Source organism: Mycobacterium sp. ACS4331 (assembly GCF_001667265.1).
GTDB lineage: Bacteria > Actinomycetota > Actinomycetes > Mycobacteriales > Mycobacteriaceae > Mycobacterium.
Genome location: NZ_LZHW01000014.1, coordinates 37839 through 53271 on the forward strand (window position 1 = coordinate 37839; position 15433 = coordinate 53271).

Below are 15433 nucleotides of genomic sequence, written 5' to 3' on the forward strand. Positions count from 1 at the left end.
TAAAACAACACATATCAACAGATCGAACGGCACATCACCGGCGAATAACCACACAAACGGAGTCGCGACGTTGTATCCCGAAGAACGCCAACAGGCCATCGCGTCGCTCGTGCTGGCGCAGGGGCGCGCCTCGGTGGCCGAGCTCGCGGAGACCTACGCCGTGACCACCGAGACCGTGCGCCGCGACCTGGCGGTTCTCGACCGGGCCGGCCTGGTGCGCCGTGTCCACGGTGGAGCGGTTCCCGCTCGGGCGCTGCACGTCGTCGAACCGGGAGTGTCCGAACGCGAGGGCACGCGCGCGACCTTCAAGGATGCGATCGCTGCCGCGGCGGTCGACTTCCTGCCGTCGTCGGGGGCCAGCATCCTGTTCGACGCGGGCACCACCACTGCTCGGATCGCAGCACTGCTCCCCCCGGATCGCGACCTGGTGGTCGTCACCAACTCGGTGCCCATCGCCGCACGGTTGGCCGTGATGCCGTCGGTGACCCTGCACCTCCTGGGCGGCCGCGTCCGAGGCCTCACCCAGGCCACCGTCGGTGAACCTGTGCTGCGCGGCCTGGACACGCTGCGCGTGGACGTCGCCTTCATCGGCGCCAACGGCATCAGCGTCGGACACGGCCCCTCCACCCCCGACAGCGACGAGGCCGCCGTGAAGCGGGCCATGGTCAAGTGCGCGAATTACGTCGTCGTCGCGGCGGACTCCTCGAAGATCGGGCACGAGGAGTTCATCAGCTTCGCCGCGATCGAGCGCGTGGACACCGTGATCACCGACTCCCAGATCAGTGACTCCGACCGGAAAGCACTCACCGACAACGGAATAGAGGTGGTCGTGGCATGAGCAGTTCATCCGAGGCGACGGTGGTCACGGTGACGCCCAATCCCAGTGTCGACCGCACCGTGACCCTGCCGACCGCGCTGACACGGGGCGCGGTGCTGCGTGTCACGTCGGTGTCCAACGAGGCCGGCGGCAAAGGCGTCAACGTCGCCCGCGCCCTGACCCTTGCCGGCGTCGACGCACTTGCGGTGCTGCCCGCCGCGGATGACGATCCGTTCCTGTCCGCACTGCGGTCCACCGGCGTCCGGTACACCGCGGTCCCGGTCGAAGGCTCCGTCCGAACCAACCTCACGATCACCGAGAATGATGGGACCACAACCAAACTCAACGAACCCGGGGCGGCCCTGAACGCCGCCGCGCTGACGGCGCTGACCGACGCCGTCGTCGCGAGCGCCGAACGCGCCGCATGGGTCGTGATGTCGGGGTCACTGCCCCCGGGTATGCCCGACACGTGGTACGCCGACGTCGTGGCGCGCCTGGCAGGGCTGGGGTGCCGGGTTGCGGTGGACACCTCGGAGGGACCACTGGACGCGCTGGCCGCAGGTTTCGACCGAGCCGCACCCGACCTGATCAAACCCAACTCCGAGGAACTCGCCGGACTGGCGGGCGCCAGCGCCGAGATGCTCGAAGATGCTGTCCGCCACGGTGATCCGACACCTGTGGTCAACGCGGCGACCGACCTGGTGAACCGCGGGGTGGGAACCGTGCTGGCGACGCTCGGCGCCGCCGGCGCAGTGCTCGTGGACCGCACCGGAGCGTGGTTGGCCACGCCCCCGCCGATCACACCGAAGAGCACGGTCGGGGCGGGGGATTCGTCGTTGGCGGGCTATGTCCGCGCGGACATCGCCGGCTCCGAGGCCCCCAGGCGGCTGCAGATGGCCGTGGCCTACGGCAGCGCCGCCGCGGCACTCCCGGGGTCCGCGCTGCCTGCGCCGGCACAGATCGACCTCGACGCCGTGCGCGTGGTGTCCATCGCGCCGAATCTGCTGTAGCACCACACCCACCGATCCACCGACCAGACCGAGGTGCACCCATGACCACTTCCAGCCAGCCGATCACGACGACCGATCTGGTGCTGCTCGATGTCGACGCAGGCCCGGACAAGGAGGCCGTGATCGGCCGTCTGACCGGTCTTCTCGCCGCCGCCGGACGCACCCAGGACCCGACCGGCCTGCGGGACGCCGCCATGGCGCGGGAGGCCAAGTCGGCCACGGGCCTGCCGGGCGGCATCGCCATTCCGCACTGTCGCTCCCCCTACGTCGACACTCCGACCATCGCGTTCGCCCGGCTCTCGCCGGCGGTCGACTTCGGCGCGCCGGATGGTCCCGCTGACCTGGTCTTCCTGATCGCCGCCCCCGAATCCGGTGGGGCCGAGCACATGAAGCTGCTCTCCAGCCTGGCGCGTGCGCTGGTGCGACCCGAGTTCGTCGCGTCACTGCGCGAAGCCGGTTCGGCCGATGACGTGGTGGACCTGGTCGACGGTGTGATCAACCCGGCCCCCGCCGCACCGGTGACCGCCCCAGAGCCCACGGCGAAGCCGGCCGAGCAGACCACGCCGGCGACGCCGGACGAGAGGACCACGCCGGCGAAGCCGGACGAGAGGACCACGCCGGCGAAGCTGGCCAAAAGGACCATCGTCGCCATCACCGCCTGCCCGACCGGCATCGCCCACACCTACATGGCCGCCGACGCGCTGAAACTCGCCGCAGAACGGGCCGACGTCGACCTCGTGGTCGAGACGCAGGGTTCGTCGGGCAGCACACCGCTGCCCGCCGCAACCATCGCCGGCGCGGACGCCGTCATCTTCGCCACCGACGTCGGGGTCAAGGACCGGGGACGGTTCGCGGGCAAGCCCGTCGTCGCGTCCGGTGTCAAACGCGCGATCAACGAACCGGATGCGATGATCGCCGAAGCCGTTGCGGCCGCAGGCAACCCGAACGCCGCGCGGGTCGAGGGCACGGGCGTGGGGGCCGCCGCCACCGAGGGCTCATCCGACGTCGGTTGGGGCACCCGCACGCGGCAGATCCTGCTCACCGGCGTCAGCTACATGATTCCGTTCGTCGCCGCAGGCGGCCTGCTGATCGCGTTGGGTTTCCTGTTGGCCGGCTACGAGGTGGCCAACACGCCCGACGGCGGGAGCACGTCATTCGGAAACCTGATCGCCACCACCAACTCACTGACCAACCTTCCGGATCCGTTGCGTGAACTGCCCTCCTGGCTTGACCCGCTGAACCCGCTCATGACGTATCTGGGCGCGGTGCTGTACAGCCTGGGCGGCCTGGCCTTCGGGTTCCTGGTGCCCGCGCTCGCGGGCTACATCGCGTTCGCAATCGCCGACCGCCCTGGCCTGGCGCCCGGTTTCACCGCGGGCGCGGTGGCGGGATTCGTGGGCGGCGGCTTCATCGGCGGCATCGTGGGCGGTGTGATCGCGGGCTTCGCGGCGCTGTGGATCAGCCGGTTCAGTGTGCCGCAGTGGTTCCGCGGCCTGATGCCCGTGGTGATCATCCCGCTGTTCGCCTCGCTGATCGTCGGTCTGGCGATGTTCCTGCTGCTGGGCCGTCCGCTGGCCTGGGTCAACACCAGCCTGACCAACTGGCTCAACGGCCTGACGGGCACGTCGGCGGTGCTGCTCGGTGTCATCCTGGGCCTGATGATGTGCTTCGACCTCGGCGGTCCGGTCAACAAGGCGGCCTACGCATTCGCCACCGCCGGCCTGGCGGCCGCGACCACGGGGTCATATCAGGTGATGGCGGCCGTGATGGCCGCCGGCATGGTGCCGCCGCTGGCAATGGCCCTGGCATCCACTCTGCGGCCGGCGCTTTTCACCGAACCCGAACGCGAGAACGGCCGGGCCGCTTGGCTTCTCGGCGCGTCCTTCATCTCCGAAGGGGCGATTCCGTTCGCCGCGGCCGATCCACTGCGGGTGATCCCGTCGATGATGGCCGGTGGCGCGGTGACCGGGGCGCTGATCATGGCCTTCGGTGTCACGCTGCGGGCCCCACATGGCGGAATCTTCGTGTTCTTCGCGATCGGACACCTACTGTGGTTCCTGCTGGCCCTTGCCGCGGGCACGGTGGTCGCCGCAGTCGCCGTCATCGCGGCAAAACAGTTCACCGCAACCAGGTCCGACTCGGCCGCCGTGGCCACCGTCTGACGTTCACCCAGCACAGGAGGAGCTACTGATGCCCAGCAAGACCGTCACCGTCGGATCCGCCGTCGGCCTGCACGCCCGCCCCGCCGCGATCATCGCCGAAGCCGTCGTCAACGCCGGTGTGCCCGTGACGCTCGCGTCCGACGGCGGCGAACCGGTGGACGCCGGTTCGGCCCTGATGATCATGACGCTGGGCGCGGCCAAGGGCGCCCAGGTCACGGTCGAGTCGGAGGACGCCGCGGCGGTCGACGCCATCGCGGCTCTGGTCGAGAAGGACCTCGACGCCGAGTAGTCAGCGCGACCGTTCGAGGATCAGCAGCGGGATCTCGCGTTCGGTGTTGCGCTGGTAGGCCTCGTAGCCCTTATAGGTCTTGACCACCTGCGGCCAGATCTCGGCGCGTTCCTGCGGGGTCGCCGCTCGGGCGTGCATGGCCTCGTCGGCGCCGTTGACCGTGACGCGGACGTCCGGATGGGCCAGCGCGTTCTTGTACCAGTCCGGATGGTCGCTGTGCCCGCCCTTCGACGCCACCACCACGATGCGGTCGGCATCGTGGATCGGGCTGGTCAGAAGGTTCGCGTAGGGCTTTCCCGACTTCCGGCCCACGGTGTGAAGTTCGAGGGTGAGCATCCCCATGACAGTCCGGGGGAACCTGCCCCCGGTGAGTTTGAGCAGCAGACGGTGGCCATGCTCCAGCACCCAGGCGCCGGTCTCGGCGACGCGATCAGAATTCGGCATCACACGACGCTAGCGCGCTTGCGAGAATGCGTAAATGAGGCTGCGCAGGGTTCGCACCACCACTGGTCTGGAGCTCCAGTACGAGGACGCGGGCACCTGGCGCGCCCTGGCCGGACCCTCACCCCTTGGCCCCTCACCGTTCAGTGCCGAGTGGGAGATGGCCACCGCTGACCGGCACCTGCTCGACACCGACGCAGTGTTGCCGTTCTCCCCACTGTCCTTCCGCGACTTCCTGCTCTCCGAACGTCACAACATCGACGCCGCGCGCGGCATGGTCAACCGGTTCTACCCCGGAACCGCCCGAATCACCAACACCTACGAAAAGATCACCAGGGCAACATTTCCCGCGTTCCGGCCACGCCGGCTGTTCTACCGCCAGCCGATCTACTACATGTCGAATGCCATGACGATCGTGCCGACCGGCACCCCGGTGACCATCCCGAGCTACACCCGGGGGCTGGATTTCGAGCTTGAGGTCGGCTTCGTGCTCAAGGCGCCGCTGTACAACGCCACCCCTGCCGATGCGGTCTCGGCGATCGGGGCCTTCGTGCTGGTCAATGATTTCAGTGCGCGTGACGTGCAGCGCGCCGAGATGGACAGCGGAATGGGTCCGCAGAAGTCCAAGCACTTCCTGTCGTCGATGTCGCAGACCGCGGTGACGGCGCAGGACGTGCTGCCCCGCCTGACCGAGCTCACCGGCTCGGTGCACATCAACGGCGCCCCGGTGAGCACCGTCAGCAGCGCAGGACTGCAGTGGAGCGTCGGGGATGTGCTCGCGCATGCCAGCCGCGACGAACAGCTTCTGCCCGGCGAACTGTTCGCACTGGGCACGCTGCCGGGCGGATCCGGCATGGAGACCGGTCACTGGGTCAAACCCGGCGACGAGCTCCATCTGGTGCTCGACGGCATCGGTGACGTCCGGCACGTGATTCGCTGACGGCCTGCACGCAGTAACATTCCGCACCATGCCCAAAGCCGAGTTCGGCGCCTTCGTCCGCAACTCGGGGCCCCTGCGCAAGTGGCTGATCCTCGGGGTCATCATCGGTGTGATCGCGGGACTCGGCGCGGTGGTGTTCTACCTCGCGCTGAAGTACACGACCGACCTTCTGCTCGGCGGGCTCGCCGACTATGACCCGCCCACCGCCCTCGGCGACGGCGGCAGCGCCGGGTCGGGAGGGTTCACCCGACCGTGGGCGATTCCGCTGGTGACGACGCTCGGCGCGGTGGCCTCGGCCTCGATCGTCGCGCGTTTCGCCCCCGAGGCCCAGGGCCACGGCACCGATGACGCGATCGAGGCCGTGCACACCGATCCGCGGGCGATCCGCGGCCGGGTCGTCCTGGTGAAGATGGTGGCCAGCGCGTTGACCATCGGTTCGGGCGGTTCCGGCGGCCGCGAGGGGCCGACGGCCCACATCTCCGCGGGGTTCGGGTCGCTGCTGACCCGTTGGTTGAACCTGAGCGACGAGGACGGCCGTGTCGCGGTGTCGCTGGGCATCGGGGCCGGTATCGGCGCCATCTTCGGCGCCCCGCTGGGCGGCGCCGTGCTGGCCGCCTCGATCATCTACCGGCGCGACTTCGACTACCGCGCGCTGGTACCCGGTTTCATCGCCTCCGGCGTGGCCTACGCGGTCAGCGGGGCGATCCTGGGCTTCGATCCCCTGTTCGGCAGCCTGGTCGACGACCACGTCTTCGATCCCGCGCAGATCCCGTGGTTCCTGTTGATCGGAATCGCCTCCGCCGCAATCGGGTACCTGTATGCGCGGGTCTTCTACGGCACGGCGGCGCTCTCGTCGCGCTTCCGGTTCCGCGGCGCAGCGGTGCTGCGTCCGGCGATCGGCGGGCTGCTGGTCGGCCTCCTGGCGCTGGCCATCCCGCAGATTCTGTCGAGCGGGTACGGCTGGGTGCAGATGGCCGCCGCCGAGGACACCCTGCGGTCCATTCCGCTGTGGATCGTGCTCGTGCTGCCCGTCGCGAAGATCGTGGCCACCTCGCTGTCGATCGGCACCGGCGGTTCCGGCGGCATCTTCGGCCCCGGCATCGTCATCGGATGCTTTGTCGGGGCGGCGATCTGGCGAGTGGCCGATCTGGCGGGCGCTCCCGCCCTGCCGGCCGGGCCCGCGGTGTTCATCGTGGTGGCGATGATGGCGTGCTTCGGCAGCGTGGCGCACGCCCCACTGGCGGTGATGATCATGGTCGCCGAGATGACAGCCTCGTTCTCAGTGCTGCCGGGCGCGATGATCGCGGTGGGGGTCGCCTATCTGCTGATCTCCCGGACCGACGTGTCGATCTATCGGGCGCAGCGCGCCGATCGCGAGGCCGCCGCGGCCGAACGCGCCGGCCTGCGTCCGGTTCCGTCCGACTCCACCGGCTGAGCGTCCCGATCCGGACACGAACCAACGATGACGGGTTCGGGGCCCGGGGTTTACCACCGTGGGCATGAGGGCACCTCCGAAAACAAAGGAGCTTTCATGACCACACCCAATATGTTCCATCGACTCAGCGCGGAGTTCATCGGCACGCTCTGGCTGGTGCTCGGCGGCTGCGGCAGCGCGGTGTTCGCGGCTAAATTCCTCTCCGACGACATCTCCGTCGGAATCGGTTTCCTGGGGGTCGCCCTGGCCTTCGGTCTGACCGTGCTGACCGGCGTATACGCGTTCGGGACCATTTCCGGTGGGCATTTCAACCCTGCGGTGACCCTGGGTGCGGCGCTGGCCGGACGCGTGGAATGGCGTGCGGTACCCGGGTACTGGGTGGTGCAGGTGCTCGGCGGCCTGGTGGGCGGCCTGATCATCTGGGTGATCGCCAGCGGCCGGGACGGCTTTGAGGCCACCGGCAACATGGCCGCCAACGGGTACGGCGCCCACTCCCCTGGTGGCTACTCGCTGGGCGCGGTGCTGATCGCCGAGATCGTGTTGACGGCGATCTTCCTGCTGGTGATCCTCGGGTCCACCGACGACCGGGCGCCCAAGGGATTCGCGGGTCTGTCGATCGGCCTGACGCTGACCCTGATCCACCTGATCTCGATCCCGATCTCCAACACCTCGGTGAACCCCGCCCGGAGCACGGGCGTCGCGTTCTTCAACGGCGACGGCGCCCCCGCGCAGCTGTGGGTGTTCTGGCTGGCGCCGCTGGTGGGGGCCGCCATCGCCGGCGTCGCCTATCCACTGCTGTTCGGGCGCACCGACCAACTGGCTCAGCGCCCAGTCCGCGACGACCTCCTCGAAGAGGGGCCGCGCTGACCGGGCGCTGAACAGCCGGTGAGCTACTTGGCCGACCGCGCCTTGCTGGCGGCACCCTTCTCCGTCGACTTACCCTCATGGGTCAGTTTGCCGCCGGCGTTCTCGAGGTGCGCGCGAACGAACCACTGGAATTTCTCGAGTTCGGCGGCGTGCCCGATCAGCATGTCCTGGGTGACCGGGTCGGGGTCCTCGGTCTCCGCGATGGCCTTGCGCAGGTCCTCGATGACGCCGTTGTACACCAGGTCCAGCGCGGCCAGGTGCGCCTGCACGGTGTCGCGGCCCACGGAGTAGTCATCCCACGAGCGGTCGCGGATGATGGCGCCGGGCGTGCCCTCCGGCGCGAAGCCCAGGGTGGCGATGCGCTCGGCGACTTCGTCGGCGTATCCGCGCACCAGTTCGACCTGTGGATCGATCATCTCGTGAACACCGATGAAGTTGGGCCCCACCACATTCCAGTGCACATGTTTGAGCGTCAGGTGCAGATCGTTGTAGGTGGAGAGCTGGTGCTGCAGCAACTCTGCCACCTGAGCACCCTGCTTGTCGGTCATGCCGGGGACGGTGAACTGGCTCGTCATTGTCACTCCTTCTCAGACGTCGCGGTACGCCGCGGTACGTCGCGGTGGTCGTCAGCCGCATACCCACCTCACCGAGGGGCCAACCATGACGTGGGCTACAGGGACCGGATGTCCTGCACCGGGAGCCGCGGACCGCGCCTGGGTTCTGACGCCAGCCCGCTTTCGTAGAGCAGGCGCACGACACGATGACGGTGCGGACGCATGGGCTCCAGCAGTCGGACCATGCCGTCGTCGTCGACGGGATGGCCGGCCAACGTCCAGCCGATCATCTTGGGAACGTGGTAGTCGCCGATCGACACGGCATCGGCGTCGCCGAACGCGCGCTGAGCCACCTCAGCGGCGGTCCACACGCCTATGCCGGGCAGCGACGTCAGAGCCGCCCGCGCGTCCTCGGCGGAGCGGGTTGCCAGCCGTTCCAGGGAGTCGGCGCGCTGCGCCGCCGCCACAATCGTGCGCGCACGCCCGGGATCGACGTTGGCCCGATGGAACTCCCACGACGGCACCCGCCGCCACACCTGCGGTGGCGGGAAGACCCGCATCCGGTGGGGCGCGGGACCGGGTGCGGGGGTGCCGTACCGGTTCAGCAGCACCCGCCACGCCCGAAACGCGTCGGCCCCCGGCACGCGCTGTTCGATGATCGCGGGAATCAGCGCCTCGAGCACCCGTCCGGTGCGGCCCAGCCGCAGATGCGCGGCCCGGTGCGCCGCCTCGGCGACGACCGGGTGGGTGGGGACGAAATCCGACCAGTCGTCGTCGGCCCCGAGCAGGGCGGCCGCCTCCGCGACGAACTGAACCGCGCCCGGGCCCCACGCCTGAACCCTGACGGCCGTCACCCCTCTGCGGGCGACGCGTGCCGTGACGGGACCCGAGGCCAACAGGCTGGTGCGCCAGATCGCCCGATCGGGGGTGATCTGGAACGTGGGGTCCAGCGGGCCTCGCCGCCATGGCGACAACGTCGACCCCGGGCTCACCGGACCGGCGAATTCGACGGTGGTCTCGGCGTCCCCGCTGGGTCCAGTCGCATCGATGTCTACCCGGCACACGGTAGTCCGGCGTTGACGGCACCCGCGCACAGGCGACAGGATGGTCTCCCGTGACCACGCCGTTCGATGATCCGCAGGCCGAACTCGCGTGGACGTTCGTCCAGATCCTCTCCGGCGACGGCGACCTCGATGAGGGTTTCGCACTGCTCAGCGATGAGTTCACCTACTGGAGCAACAGCACCCGGGAGACGTGTGACAAGGCTCGACTGCGCCGCATCGCCGAATGGGCCAGGACGGTCGGTCCCATCTCGTTCGACCTGATCAGTTGCCTCAACGAGGGCGAGAACGTGGTCATCGAAGCTCAACCCGACGCCGTCTCGGCCACCGGGGTGCGTTACGACAGCCCGTGCGTGTTCATCTTCGAAACGCGCGACGGCCTCATCACGTCGCTGCGCGAGTACAGCGACACCCGTCAGATCGCGGAGGCCTTCGGCGTCATTCCCCAGTGACGGTGATGTCGGCCCGATCCGGGTAGAAGGCCACATGCCCGGCGATCGCGGCCACCGCGGGATACGGGCGCTCGTAGAACCAGACGAGGTCTGGCTGCACGCCATCGGGCCCGGTGAAGCTCAGGTATCCCGCCTCGCCCTTGTACGGGCAGTAGGTTGTGGTCTCCGAGCTCGTCAGGTGGGTCCGGTCGACGTCGGCCAGCGGGATGTACTGCACCGGCGGATAGGTGGACTCCTGCAGGGTCAGGGCCGCATGGGAGTCGGCGACGACCGCTGCCCCCACCCGCACGACCACGTGGCCGGCGGTCGGGGTGATGGTGATGGGGTGCTGCGCGCTGGGCTCGCGCATGGTTCGTTCGGTCATGTTCACAGACAACACCTCGTCACCTCCGTGATTCCCTAGACTTCAGGTCATGGCATCACAGGGATTGCCGGCAGCGTCGGCCGATGTCACCATCGACGCTCCCCCGGCCGCCGTCTACAGCGTCATCACCGACCTGTCCACCATGGCCGAACTGGCCGAGGAGACCGTCGCGATGAAGTGGCACAAGGGTGACTCCGCCCAGCCCGGTGCCGTGTTCAAGGGCACCAACCGCAGCGGCAACCGGTCCTGGACCACGACGTGCACGGTCACCGACGCCGAGCCGGGCCGGGTCTTCGCCTTCGACGTGAAAAGTCTGGTCATTCCGATCGCGCACTGGCGCTACGAGATCACCCCGACGGAACAGGGCTGCACCGTCACCGAAAGCACATGGGACCGTCGCCCGGGCTGGTTCAAGGGCATCGGGGAGCTCGCGACCGGCGTGCGCGACCGGGTCTCGGCGAATGCCGATCACATCAAGGCCACCCTGGAGCGGCTCAAGGCATACGCCGAACGGGGCTGACCCCCGGCTCAGTACGGCATGCAGACCTTCCAGCCGTTCTCCCGTGCGACGCGCAGTTCGATGGTCCTGCGGCCCAGCATCTCGTTCTGAGCGTCCAGGGTGGCCGTGCCGGTGTCGCCGTCGATCTGCACGTCGGTGACGGTGACGTTGGTCAAGCCCTGCGCATCGCGAGTGGTCTTGAGGGTGTCGATCACCGGGCCCACGAACTGATCGCGCATCGCCGTGCACATCAGGCTCAGATAGGTGTCCCACTTCTTCGTGTTGTAGGCGTCCTGAAAATCCATCACGGCCTTGGTGATCAGGTCGGAGTCCGATGCAGCGGCGACCGTCGTGGGTGCGGCGGTGGTCGACGATTCGTCGGGCGCCGTCGTCGTGGTCGCCTCGGCCGGCACCGGGTCTGGGGCGACCTCCCTGCTGCATCCGGCGAGCGCGGCTGCGCCCACCATGAGCGCCACCGCGAAGTCACGAGCGCCAAGCATGTGCAGAACCTCCTGTGTCCACCGATCTCACTGCTGCCGAGGCATCTTCGCCGCGATCGCGGCGACCAGCGCGCTGACGTCGGTGCTGCCCATCGGCCCACATCGCTTGACGTCGATGAGCACGTTGGCGCGCGTCGACAGGGCGTGCTGGCAGGTGACGTCGGATCCGGGCGGGGTGGCGTCGATGGTGTAGGACCCGGTCCGGTTGACGGGCTGACCGAACTGCCAGGGTTGCCCCGGTTCGCCCGCCGGGGTGACGGTCACCGTGGTGCCAGCACACTGTCGCTCCCATTTCTGGCGCTGCAGCTGCAGCGAAACCCCGGCCGCGTCGGCCGTCGGGAAGGCGATCACGGCCTGCACCACACCGTTGCGCCACGGCTTCTCGTAGAGTGCCCGCAGGCTCTGGACCGCGACACCGGAGTACCCGCTGCCGCCGTAGACGGACTGCTGGGCCGGGGCCCACGCTCCGAGGCAGGCCTGATTGTCGATCATCGCGGAATCGTCGAGCAGCTGGTCGCCGTCGGTCTCGAGCACGACGGCCTGCTCACCGGTGTTGCCCGGAATCTCGCTGGCGGTCAACAGCAGCGGGCGCAGCTGATCGGGTGCCACCTCGGCCAGTGGAGCTGAATTCGCCACGGCGGCAGTCTCTTCTGAGCCAAGCGGCGCATCCGCGTCGGCACCACCGGAGTCGGGCCACACCGCCACCGCGGTGCCGATGCCCGCGACCAGCACCACCACACCCGCCAGCGCGCCGATGACGACTCCCCGGCGAGTCCGCCGCGGCGGCAAGGGCACGCCGGGGGCGGTGTAGACCGGCGGCGCGGTGAACACCGGTGGTGCACCGCCGGTGGTGTGCGGGTAGGAGATGATTTCGGGACCCGGCGCGGGTGCTGCGGGCGGGGACGGGAGCCGGCGGGCCGTGGCCGGATTCCGCAGCGCCTCGGTCGCGGCGGCGGCCAGGGCCGCCGCCGTCGGAAACCGGGCCGACGGGTCCTTGGCCATCGCGACGGCGATGACGTCGTCGAAGGCCCCGGGCAGAGTCGGCACCACGTCGGTGACCCTGGGAGGCTCGTTCATCAGGTGCGCCTTCATCACCGCGGCGGGTCCGTTGGTGGCCGCGAACGGCGCCTGGCCGGTCAGAAGCCGGAACAGTGTGCAGCCCAGGGAGTAGATGTCGGCACGGCCGTCGAAGGCCTCCCCGGAGATGACCTCGGGCGCGGCGTAGGCGATGGTGGCCATCACCAGCCCAGTCGCGGTGAGACCGACATCGTCGAAGGCTCGCGCGATCCCGAAGTCTCCCAACAGAACCCGCTCATCCGGGCCGGCCTGACCGGACAGCAGGAAATTGGCGGGCTTGATGTCGCGGTGCACGATGCCGCGCGCGTGCGCGTAATCGAGCGCCTTGGCCACTTCGCCGATGATGTGGACCGCACGCTCGGGAGTCATCTGCCCGGCCCGCAGCGCGGCGTCGGCGTCGGTGCCGTCGACGTACTGCATGGCGATCCACAGTTGGGCATCGTCGGTCTGCCCCCGGTCGTAGACCGCCACGATCTGCGGCAGGTCCAGCGAGGCCGCGACGTCCGCCTCACGCGTGAACCTCGTGCGGAAATCGGGATCCCGGGACAGTTCCGCGGACAGCACTTTCAGCGCGTCGCGCCGCGGCAGGGTCGGATGGGCGGCCAGGTACACCGCGCCCATGCCTCCGGTCCCCAGGATGCGTTCGATCCGGTACCCGGCGACCTCGGAGCCTTCGGTCAGCATCATCCCCCTCAGCGTTCGCTGCCCGGCATGTCCCCGACGGGGGCCACGCCGTCGGGATGAGAGTATCCGGGCCATCTCGAGCGCACCGGCAGGCAGCGTGGGTGGAACACACTCGGCGCACGGTCTCCTCGCCCGCTTTCCGGCTCGTGCACGCCTCCCCGATCTTCGGCAGCGTCAAAAACTGTAGCGATTCACCCGCATCCGCTCCATTAAACCGTAGCAGATGCTACAGTTTCTGCGGAACCGCGTGGGACCCGAGGACTACGGCTAGGTTCGGCAGCAGCAAGAGAGGACTTCCATGACCTATCCCCCGCAGTGGAATCCGCCGGGCGGCCCGCCTCAGGGCGGGGATCCATTCCAGCATGGAGGTCCGCCGCCGCCCTACGGCCACAACCCGTTCGGTACACCCGGCCAACCACCGCAGGGACCACCACCGCAGGGGTATCCGCCGCAGGGGTATCCGCAACCGGGCTGGGGGCAGTACGGCGAGGCCCCGCCCCTGGGCGGACCTCCTCCGCGGCGCAGCAACACCCCGTGGATCGTGGGCACCATCGCGGTCGTCGCGGTGATCACGGTGCTGGTGTCGACCCTGCTGTGGCAGTTGAACTCGGGCGACAACGACGCCGTCACGACCGCGGCCACCACGACGACGGCGCCGACCACCACAGCGCCCACCACCACCACGACGACGACCACCACACCGTCTCCCACCCCGACGAAGACGGTCGCACCCGCAGGCGCCTGCGAAGGATTCAAGGGCAGGCCGGGGCCCAGCACACCGGCGGGTTGGTCCACGGTGGTGAGCCCACGGGGTCTGCTCTACGACGTGCCCCCGGGTTGGACCGTGCACGAGTGCGGCGCGCTGATCGGCTGGGAGAAGCCCTGCCCGGACGGGCCTTTCGGATACTGCCCGATCCGCATGATGAGTGGAGCGGCGACACTGCCGACCGCGGACCTCAACTGCGACGTCACCTGGGCGGACGCGGGCGTGCCGGGGTCCAAGAACATCACCGACATCAACGAGGCCGTGCGCTCGGAGGCCACGCTCGTCTCCGACATCTACACCTCGAAGAACGGTGTGGTTCCGCAGGTCTCGCTGAGCCCGCCCCGCAACCTGACGGTCGCCGGGGCGCCCGCCGTGCAGATCGTCGCCACGGTGACCGGAATTGAGGCCGACAGCTGCCATGCACCCAAGGTCCTGCATTCGATGCTCGCCACGACCGTGCCGGGCCAGGAGGGCAGCGTGCTGTTCATCGTGGCGCTCAGCCAGGATGCGCCCGGCTCACCGGACGCCGGCCTGCTGGACCAGATGGTCGGAACGCTGCGCGCCGCCGAACCCGCCTGACCGTCACGCGGGGATGCGCGCCACGATTCTCTTCGCGATCGTGGCCGCTTCCCCGGAGACCGCGCTGCCGATGATCCAGACATCCACCAGCACATTGTTCTTCGCCGCGACCGCCCTGGTCACCGACACCGGCGAGGCGTCGTTGTTCGACCGCAGGGTGGTCACCCCGTCTCCCGCGTCCTCCGGTGCGCCCAGGGTCCACATCGAGAACTCGCCCTGGGCCACATGCGTCCACTGGAACCTCTTGCCGGCACACCCCCGCCACAGATCGACATAGCCGGTGAGCGCCCGCTGCGCGGCCGCCGGGTCGGCGAAGTCCGTGACTCCCTCGGCGACCTGCATCGACGGGGTGGGCTGCTGCATGTGGTTCTTGGCGTAGACCGACACATACCCGCTGTTCTCGTAGGCGGGGGGCAGGTGCGCCCCGAACGAGCTCATGCACTCCGGCGGGTCGAACGTGGCCACAGTGGCCGGCGGCGCCTCGACGCGGGTCGTGACACCGGCATCCACCAGTCCGGTGTTTCCGGTGATCTCCTTGATCTCCTCAAGACCGAGCAGCAGCGGCGGAAGGGCCGCGGTGCGGACGGTCGTGTGTGCCGGAGGCCGCGTGGCGGTGGTTGTGGTGGCCGTGATCTCAGTCGACGGGGCGGACGTCGTATCGGGTTCGGCTGTGCCGGTGGCCGGACCACCGCCGCGGCCGAACACCAGCCAGGCGACCAACGCCAGGACGGCGGCCACCACGACCGCGATCAGCACCCCGAACAGCTTCCGGGGCCGACCACGCCGCGGCGGTTCCTGTGTCGGCCCGGGCGGGCGCTGACCCTGCGGAGGATTCGGCGGCGGCGCGAACGGATCACCGGCAAACGGTGCGCCCCCGAACGGATCACGTGGCGTGTCCGCGCCGCCCCCCACACCCGTCATGCCCGTCCTCCCTGA

At 69.1% G+C, this 15433-nt stretch carries 17 protein-coding genes; 10 read left to right on the forward strand and 7 right to left on the reverse strand.

The window, feature by feature from the left end; translation table 11 throughout:
* Nucleotides 1-70 precede the first annotated feature (70 nt).
* From A5727_RS04990 to A5727_RS05005, 4 genes are read left to right on the forward strand one after another with little or no spacing between them, the layout of a single operon-like run.
* Nucleotides 71-838 (forward strand): DeoR/GlpR family DNA-binding transcription regulator, encoded by a 768-nt coding sequence (locus A5727_RS04990; protein ID WP_068245483.1) that lies wholly within the window; start codon nucleotides 71-73, stop codon nucleotides 836-838.
* Nucleotides 835-1827: a 1-phosphofructokinase family hexose kinase gene (locus A5727_RS04995; protein ID WP_068245484.1), complete on the forward strand. Its 993-nt coding sequence runs from the start codon at nucleotides 835-837 to the stop codon at nucleotides 1825-1827. The genes A5727_RS04990 and A5727_RS04995 overlap by 4 nt, the downstream gene beginning before the upstream one ends.
* A 41-nt stretch (nucleotides 1828-1868) precedes the next feature.
* Entirely contained in the window at nucleotides 1869-3989 is a 2121-nt protein-coding gene (locus tag A5727_RS05000) for a PTS fructose transporter subunit IIABC (RefSeq protein ID WP_068245494.1), read from the forward strand.
* Between the two features lie 28 nt (nucleotides 3990-4017).
* Nucleotides 4018-4278, forward strand: a complete 261-nt coding sequence (locus A5727_RS05005; protein WP_068245498.1) for an HPr family phosphocarrier protein — start codon at nucleotides 4018-4020, stop codon at nucleotides 4276-4278.
* Here the strand turns inward: A5727_RS05005 and A5727_RS05010 are convergent, their stop codons facing one another.
* Nucleotides 4279-4722, reverse strand: coding sequence for a nitroreductase/quinone reductase family protein (locus tag A5727_RS05010; protein ID WP_068245501.1), 444 nt, complete (start codon nucleotides 4720-4722; stop codon nucleotides 4279-4281). It abuts the gene before it with no gap.
* 34 nt (nucleotides 4723-4756) lie between these two features.
* On the opposite strand from A5727_RS05010, the gene A5727_RS05015 reads away from it, so the two are divergent.
* From A5727_RS05015 to aqpZ, 3 genes are all read left to right on the forward strand, one after another.
* Nucleotides 4757-5659 (forward strand): fumarylacetoacetate hydrolase family protein, encoded by a 903-nt coding sequence (locus tag A5727_RS05015; RefSeq protein ID WP_068245504.1) that lies wholly within the window; start codon nucleotides 4757-4759, stop codon nucleotides 5657-5659.
* A 28-nt stretch (nucleotides 5660-5687) separates the two neighbouring features.
* Nucleotides 5688-7094 carry a chloride channel protein gene (locus A5727_RS05020; RefSeq protein WP_068245507.1) on the forward strand — a complete coding sequence of 469 codons (1407 nt, stop codon included), beginning with the start codon at nucleotides 5688-5690 and terminating at the stop codon, nucleotides 7092-7094.
* 96 nt (nucleotides 7095-7190) lie between these two features.
* The gene (gene aqpZ, locus A5727_RS05025; RefSeq protein ID WP_068245510.1) at nucleotides 7191-7961 is read left to right on the forward strand and encodes an aquaporin Z; all 771 of its coding nucleotides are present in this window, start codon (nucleotides 7191-7193) and stop codon (nucleotides 7959-7961) included.
* A gap of 23 nt (nucleotides 7962-7984) precedes the next feature.
* Here the strand turns inward: aqpZ and A5727_RS05030 are convergent, their stop codons facing one another.
* Nucleotides 7985-8536 (reverse strand): Dps family protein, encoded by a 552-nt coding sequence (locus tag A5727_RS05030; protein WP_068245513.1) that lies wholly within the window; start codon nucleotides 8534-8536, stop codon nucleotides 7985-7987.
* Between the two features lie 95 nt (nucleotides 8537-8631).
* Nucleotides 8632-9579 carry a DNA-3-methyladenine glycosylase family protein gene (locus A5727_RS05035; protein WP_502687656.1) on the reverse strand — a complete coding sequence of 316 codons (948 nt, stop codon included), beginning with the start codon at nucleotides 9577-9579 and terminating at the stop codon, nucleotides 8632-8634.
* Between the two features lie 50 nt (nucleotides 9580-9629).
* Here A5727_RS05035 and A5727_RS05040 point away from each other — a divergent pair, with 50 nt between their 5' ends.
* Nucleotides 9630-10028, forward strand: coding sequence for a nuclear transport factor 2 family protein (locus tag A5727_RS05040; RefSeq protein WP_068245515.1), 399 nt, complete (start codon nucleotides 9630-9632; stop codon nucleotides 10026-10028).
* Here the strand turns inward: A5727_RS05040 and A5727_RS05045 are convergent.
* Nucleotides 10015-10392 carry a DUF427 domain-containing protein gene (locus A5727_RS05045; protein WP_068245519.1) on the reverse strand — a complete coding sequence of 126 codons (378 nt, stop codon included), beginning with the start codon at nucleotides 10390-10392 and terminating at the stop codon, nucleotides 10015-10017. The genes A5727_RS05040 and A5727_RS05045 overlap by 14 nt on opposite strands.
* Before the next feature lie 49 nt (nucleotides 10393-10441).
* Here A5727_RS05045 and A5727_RS05050 point away from each other — a divergent pair, with 49 nt between their 5' ends.
* Nucleotides 10442-10912: an SRPBCC family protein gene (locus tag A5727_RS05050; RefSeq protein WP_068245521.1), complete on the forward strand. Its 471-nt coding sequence runs from the start codon at nucleotides 10442-10444 to the stop codon at nucleotides 10910-10912.
* 8 nt (nucleotides 10913-10920) lie between these two features.
* Here A5727_RS05050 and A5727_RS05055 read toward each other — a convergent pair whose 3' ends face one another.
* A complete protein-coding gene (locus A5727_RS05055; RefSeq protein WP_068245523.1) occupies nucleotides 10921-11391 on the reverse strand; it encodes an Rv0361 family membrane protein in 471 nt (156 codons plus the stop codon).
* 27 nt (nucleotides 11392-11418) lie between these two features.
* Nucleotides 11419-13152, reverse strand: coding sequence for a serine/threonine-protein kinase PknH/PknJ (locus A5727_RS05060; RefSeq protein ID WP_068245574.1), 1734 nt, complete (start codon nucleotides 13150-13152; stop codon nucleotides 11419-11421).
* A gap of 298 nt (nucleotides 13153-13450) precedes the next feature.
* Here A5727_RS05060 and A5727_RS05065 point away from each other — a divergent pair, with 298 nt between their 5' ends.
* Nucleotides 13451-14497: a DUF8017 domain-containing protein gene (locus tag A5727_RS05065; protein ID WP_157521226.1), complete on the forward strand. Its 1047-nt coding sequence runs from the start codon at nucleotides 13451-13453 to the stop codon at nucleotides 14495-14497.
* A 3-nt stretch (nucleotides 14498-14500) separates the two neighbouring features.
* Here the strand turns inward: A5727_RS05065 and A5727_RS05070 are convergent, their stop codons facing one another.
* Entirely contained in the window at nucleotides 14501-15418 is a 918-nt protein-coding gene (locus tag A5727_RS05070; protein WP_082949607.1) for a sensor domain-containing protein, read from the reverse strand.
* Nucleotides 15419-15433 lie beyond the last annotated feature (15 nt).

Coding starts and splice junctions, on each gene's coding strand:
- A5727_RS04995 (WP_068245484.1), top strand. CDS start 835: ATGAGCAGTTCATCCGAGGCGACGGTGGTCACGGTGACGCCCAATCCC.
- A5727_RS05000 (WP_068245494.1), top strand. CDS start 1,869: ATGACCACTTCCAGCCAGCCGATCACGACGACCGATCTGGTGCTGCTC.
- A5727_RS05005 (WP_068245498.1), top strand. CDS start 4,018: ATGCCCAGCAAGACCGTCACCGTCGGATCCGCCGTCGGCCTGCACGCC.
- A5727_RS05010 (WP_068245501.1), bottom strand. CDS start 4,722: ATGCCGAATTCTGATCGCGTCGCCGAGACCGGCGCCTGGGTGCTGGAG.
- A5727_RS05015 (WP_068245504.1), top strand. CDS start 4,757: ATGAGGCTGCGCAGGGTTCGCACCACCACTGGTCTGGAGCTCCAGTAC.
- A5727_RS05020 (WP_068245507.1), top strand. CDS start 5,688: ATGCCCAAAGCCGAGTTCGGCGCCTTCGTCCGCAACTCGGGGCCCCTG.
- aqpZ (WP_068245510.1), top strand. CDS start 7,191: ATGACCACACCCAATATGTTCCATCGACTCAGCGCGGAGTTCATCGGC.
- A5727_RS05030 (WP_068245513.1), bottom strand. CDS start 8,536: ATGACGAGCCAGTTCACCGTCCCCGGCATGACCGACAAGCAGGGTGCT.
- A5727_RS05045 (WP_068245519.1), bottom strand. CDS start 10,392: ATGACCGAACGAACCATGCGCGAGCCCAGCGCGCAGCACCCCATCACC.
- A5727_RS05050 (WP_068245521.1), top strand. CDS start 10,442: ATGGCATCACAGGGATTGCCGGCAGCGTCGGCCGATGTCACCATCGAC.
- A5727_RS05055 (WP_068245523.1), bottom strand. CDS start 11,391: ATGCTTGGCGCTCGTGACTTCGCGGTGGCGCTCATGGTGGGCGCAGCC.
- A5727_RS05060 (WP_068245574.1), bottom strand. CDS start 13,152: ATGCTGACCGAAGGCTCCGAGGTCGCCGGGTACCGGATCGAACGCATC.
- A5727_RS05065 (WP_157521226.1), top strand. CDS start 13,451: ATGACCTATCCCCCGCAGTGGAATCCGCCGGGCGGCCCGCCTCAGGGC.
- A5727_RS05070 (WP_082949607.1), bottom strand. CDS start 15,418: ATGACGGGTGTGGGGGGCGGCGCGGACACGCCACGTGATCCGTTCGGG.